Genomic DNA, 4,654 nt, shown 5'->3' with positions numbered 1-4,654 from the left:
CCCCCCCCCCCCCCCCCCCCCCCCCCCGCCCCCCGCTCCTGCGGTGCGCCGGGCCCTCAGGCCGCGGCCACCTTCTCCTTGACCTGCGCCAGGGACGGGTTGGTCAGCGTCGTGCCGTCGGCGAAGAGCACGGTCGGCACCGTCTGGTTGCCGCCGTTGGCCTTCTCGACGAACGCCGCGGACTCCGGGTCCTGCTCGATGTTGACCTCGGTGTACGCAATGCCCTCGCGGTCCATCTGGCCCTTCAGCCGACGGCAGTAACCGCACCAGGTCGTGCTGTACATCGTCACAGTGCCCGCCATGCGCCCCGCGCTCCTTAGCTCGGTGTGGATCGTGATCAGGTGCCACGCGCATCGCTCCGACGCCGTGGCACTGATGTCGACAACGTCCACCGGCCCCGGACCATTCCCGGCCGCCCGCCGGCCCCCACCACCGTCCCTCGGCCGGGCCCCGCAAGGCCCCCGGCCGTCCCCAGCCGGGCCCGCCGGTACGACCGGCCCCCGGGCGCTGTGGACGGTTTTCCCGGGTGCGCCCGCGGACCTGGCAGCATGGCGGGGTGACAGCAGCAACGGACGCCACTCTCTTCCCGCAGGTTCCGGGCGGCTCTCCCCACGCGCTTCCGCCGAGCGGGGCCGACGCGGTGCTCCAAGGGCTCGACCCCGAGCAGCGGGAGGTCGCCACGGCCCTGCACGGACCCGTGTGCGTCCTGGCCGGTGCCGGCACCGGCAAGACCCGCGCGATCACCCACCGCATCGCCTACGGCGTCCAGGCCGGCATCCTGCAGCCCGCCAGCGTGCTCGCGGTCACCTTCACCGCCCGCGCCGCCGGCGAGATGCGCGGCCGGCTCCGGCAGCTGGGCGCGGCCGGCGTCCAGGCCCGCACGTTCCACTCCGCGGCCCTGCGCCAGCTCCAGTTCTTCTGGCCGCGGGCGGTCGGCGGCGAGCTGCCGCGGCTCCTCGACCGCAAGGGCCCGCTGATCGCGGAGGCCGCCGCCCGCTGCCGCCTCCGCCTCGACCGCAACGAGCTGCGCGACGTCACCGGCGAGATCGAGTGGTCCAAGGTCACCCAGACGGTGCCCGCCGACTATCCGGCCGCGGCGGCCAAGGCCGGCCGCGAGGCGCCCCGCGACCCCGCCGAGATCGGGCAGATATACGCCACGTACGAGCAGCTCAAGCGGGACCGCGGCACCATCGACTTCGAGGACGTGTTGTTGCTCACGGTCGGCGTGCTCCAGGACCGGCACGACATCGCCGAGCAGGTCCGCTCCCAGTACCAGCACTTCGTCGTCGACGAGTACCAGGACGTCAGCCCGCTCCAGCAGCGGCTGCTGGAGCTGTGGCTCGGCGACCGCGACACCCTGTGCGTGGTCGGCGACGCCAGCCAGACGATCTACAGCTTCACCGGCGCCACCCCGGACCACCTCCTCGACTTCCGCGTCCGCCACCCGCACGCCACGGTCGTCAAGCTCGTCCGCGACTACCGCTCCACCCCCCAGGTCGTCCACCTCGCCAACGGCCTGCTCTCCCGGGCCCGGGGCCGCGCCGCCGAGCACCGCCTGGAGCTGGTCTCGCAGCGCGAGCCGGACACCGAGCCGGTCTTCACCGAGTACGGCGACGAGCCCGCCGAGGCCGAGGGCACCGCCCGCCGGATCCGCGACCTGATCGCCGCCGGCGTACCGGCCAGCGAGATCGCCGTCCTCTTCCGCATCAACGCCCAGTCCGAGGTCTACGAGCAGGCCCTCGCCGACGCCGACGTGCCCTACCAGCTGCGCGGCGCCGAGCGGTTCTTCGAACGGCCCGAGGTCCGCGAGGCCGGCGTCAAGCTCCGCGGCGCGGCCCGCTTCGGCGGCAACGACACCCTGCTCGCCGGCGCCGCCGACCTGCCGTCCGAGGTGCGCGCGGTGCTCAGCGACACGGGCTGGACCGACCGGCCGCCGGCCGGCTCCGGCGCGGCCCGCGACCGCTGGGAGTCGCTCGCCGCCCTGGTCCGGCTCGCCGAGGACTTCGCCCGGGCCCGCCCGGCCGCCACCCTCGCCGACCTCGTCGCCGAACTGGACGAGCGGGCCGCCGCCCAGCACGCCCCCACCGTCGAGGGCGTCACCCTCGCCTCGCTGCACGCCGCCAAGGGCCTGGAGTGGGACGCGGTCTTCCTGGTCGGCCTCACCGAGGGCATGCTGCCGCTCCACCACGCCCGCACCGACGAGCAGGTCGAGGAGGAGCGCCGGCTGCTCTACGTCGGCATCACCCGCGCCCGCCGCCACCTGGCGCTGTCCTGGTCGTTGGCCCGCTCGCCCGGCGGGCGGGCGGTGCGCAGCGCCAGCCGCTTCCTCGACGGCCTGCGGCCCGGCACCGGCTCGGCCCGCCGCCGCACCGCCGGGCTGCTCACCGGCGGCATCGAGCGCGGCGGCAGTGCCCCGGCGGCCGCCGGCCGGCCGGCGCGCGCGCACCGCAGCCCGGCCCGCTGCCGGGTCTGCAACCGCACGCTGACCGATCCCGGCGAGATGAAGCTGATGCGCTGCGAGGACTGCCCCTCGGAGCTCGACGAGGCGCTCTACGAGCGGCTGCGGGACTGGCGCGCCGAGCAGGCCGCGGGCACCCGCCAGCCGGCCTACTGCGTCTTCACCGACAAGACCCTGATGGCCATCGCCGAGGCCGTCCCGACGGCCGCCGAGGAGTTGGCCGTCATTCCCGGCGTGGGCCGCCGCAAGCTCGACCGCTTCGGCGCCGACGTACTGGCGATCTGCGCCGGTGAGGAGCCCGGTGCGCAGCCCGGCGGGGACCTCGCGGAGGGGCCCGACGACGCCGCGGAAAACTCGTCGGAAAAATAGTTTGCGCGCGCGGAGCGCATCCCCATAGCCTCTCGGAAGCAGCGGAAACACCGGAACTTCCGGGATCCGATGATTCCGTGCTGTACTTGAACGCCCCGGATCGGGTTTTCCCGGTCCCCTAGACGCCGAGAGGAGGCGAGCCCAGTGATCAGCTTCATCGAGACCAACAAAATGACCGATCTCTCGGTCGTCGCCCCCTGCGCTCTTGGCGTCTCGCTCCTTGGCACCGGTCTGTCCGGCTCCGGCCGTCTGTCCGGTACCGAGGTCGCGCGTCCCGACGCCCTCGCCGTTCCGACGGTGGGCGAGCCGATCGTGCGACCGACCGAGGCACCCGCAGCAGCGGTGGCGACGGCACGGGCGAATGCCTTTGCCTTCGCGACGGCGGCCAACGGTGCCGAACCCCGGAAGTACCAGTCGCAGCATGACATGTGGGCCTACCGCGGCCTCGAATCCTGGAGAGATCCAGCCTGATCGGCGATCAGGTCGGCACCTTCCAGGGCCGCGGAACCCACACCGGGATCCGCGGTCCTTTTGTTTTGCCCAACGTGCCCGCCACCAGCCGGGCCGGAACAGACGAGGAACACACCACCGTGCAACTCCAGACGCACACCCCGTCCGCCACCGACCTGATCCCTCCGCCAGACCCCCAGGAGAACCCCTTGCTGCCCCTCACCGAGCTCGACGACGAGATCGACCGCCTCGGCACCTCCGTCCCCTGCCGCACCTACGACCCCGAGGTCTTCTTCGCGGAGTCCCCGGCCGACGTCGAGTACGCCAAGACGCTGTGCCAGACCTGCCCGGTGCGGGACGCCTGCCTGGCCGGCGCCAAGGACCGCCGCGAGCCGTGGGGCGTGTGGGGCGGTGAGCTCTTCGTGCAGGGCGTCGTCGTGCCGCGGAAGCGTCCGCGGGGTCGTCCGCGCAAGAACCCGGTCGTGGCATGAACACCGCGCGCACAGGAACGATCGACCGTCCCCTCACCCGGGACCCCCAGAAGCAGGACCCCACGATGAACCCGTCTTTCACCGACACCACCGCACCCACGAACGTCAGCGCGATCGAGTCGCGTCAGAACAGGAACCTCGCCATGCAACTCATGCCAGAAGCCCTGGCCAGGGCCCATGTGGAACAACGCCTTTCCGAAGCCGAGTCCCAACGCAGAGGACATCGGCTCGCGGCCGCGCGGCGGATGCAGCGGCGCGCCGAGCGCGCGTCGCTGCGCGCCCGCCGGGCGTTGGCCATGGCCGTGATGCAGTGACCGGGCGGACCCGCACCGTGCACTGAGCCCGTGAGCACCGCGGGGCCCGTCCGACCGGACGGGCCCCGCGGTGCGTTGCGTCCCGCTTCACGGCCCTTGCGGGGATATCGTCGGATGGTGGACCAGAAGACGCAGCAACAGGCGGAGTTGACCTCCGACGGCACGGTGTGCACGTGCTGCGGCGCGGTGGCCGAGGGCACCCCGCCGACGTGGACCTGCTCGGTCGAGAACGGCGAGCGCCGGTACTCCTGTGACCGCTGTGCCCGGGACAACATCCGCGCCATCGAAGGCCGGCTGGATTCCAGCTGGTGGTGAGGGTCAGGCCGGACTCTCCGCCGGACTGCCGGCGCAGTCCGCCGCACCCGCCGAGGCGCCCCCTTCCGCCGAGCCGGCGTCCGCCTCGTCGTGGCCCGCGGTGTCGTCGTCCGCCGCACCCGCCGAGGCGCCCCCTTCCGCCGAGCCGGCGTCCGCCTCGTCGTGGCCCGCGGTGTCGTCGTCCGCCGCACCCGCCGAGGCGCCCCCTTCCGCCGAGCCGGCGTCCGCCTCGTCGTGGCCCGCGGTGTCGTCGTCCG

The 4,654-nt window shown here is 73.6% G+C and carries 6 protein-coding genes and 1 pseudogene; 5 read left to right on the top strand and 2 right to left on the bottom strand.

The window, feature by feature from the left end:
* Positions 1 to 56 precede the first annotated feature (56 nt).
* Positions 57 to 302: a mycoredoxin gene (locus tag ACJ6WD_RS41190; protein ID WP_016576739.1), complete on the bottom strand. Its 246-nt coding sequence runs from the start codon at positions 300 to 302 to the stop codon at positions 57 to 59.
* A 254-nt stretch (positions 303 to 556) separates the two neighbouring features.
* On the opposite strand from ACJ6WD_RS41190, the gene ACJ6WD_RS41185 reads away from it, so the two are divergent.
* The 5 genes from ACJ6WD_RS41185 (at position 557) to ACJ6WD_RS41165 (ending at position 4,397) form a co-directional block, all read left to right on the top strand.
* The gene (locus ACJ6WD_RS41185; RefSeq protein ID WP_308401725.1) at positions 557 to 2,827 is read left to right on the top strand and encodes an ATP-dependent DNA helicase UvrD2; all 2,271 of its coding nucleotides are present in this window, start codon (positions 557 to 559) and stop codon (positions 2,825 to 2,827) included.
* A 144-nt stretch (positions 2,828 to 2,971) separates the two neighbouring features.
* Positions 2,972 to 3,298, top strand: a complete 327-nt coding sequence (locus ACJ6WD_RS41180; protein WP_038521634.1) for a hypothetical protein — start codon at positions 2,972 to 2,974, stop codon at positions 3,296 to 3,298.
* Positions 3,299 to 3,417: 119 nt separating this feature from the next.
* Positions 3,418 to 3,768: a WhiB family transcriptional regulator gene (locus ACJ6WD_RS41175; RefSeq protein WP_016574557.1), complete on the top strand. Its 351-nt coding sequence runs from the start codon at positions 3,418 to 3,420 to the stop codon at positions 3,766 to 3,768.
* Entirely contained in the window at positions 3,765 to 4,082 is a 318-nt protein-coding gene (locus ACJ6WD_RS41170) for a hypothetical protein (protein WP_016574556.1), read from the top strand. Before ACJ6WD_RS41175 ends, ACJ6WD_RS41170 begins: the two co-directional genes overlap by 4 nt.
* 114 nt (positions 4,083 to 4,196) lie before the next feature.
* Positions 4,197 to 4,397 carry a hypothetical protein gene (locus ACJ6WD_RS41165; protein ID WP_407617799.1) on the top strand — a complete coding sequence of 67 codons (201 nt, stop codon included), beginning with the start codon at positions 4,197 to 4,199 and terminating at the stop codon, positions 4,395 to 4,397.
* A gap of 3 nt (positions 4,398 to 4,400) precedes the next feature.
* On the opposite strand, the pseudogene ACJ6WD_RS41160 reads toward ACJ6WD_RS41165, so the two are convergent.
* Positions 4,401 to 4,654: pseudogene (locus tag ACJ6WD_RS41160) on the bottom strand (hypothetical protein); the annotation flags it as partial.

Source organism: Streptomyces sp. VTCC 41912, from assembly GCF_045799175.1.
Lineage (GTDB): Bacteria > Actinomycetota > Actinomycetes > Streptomycetales > Streptomycetaceae > Streptomyces > Streptomyces albulus_C.
This window is presented reverse-complemented; position numbering and strand designations above follow the sequence as displayed.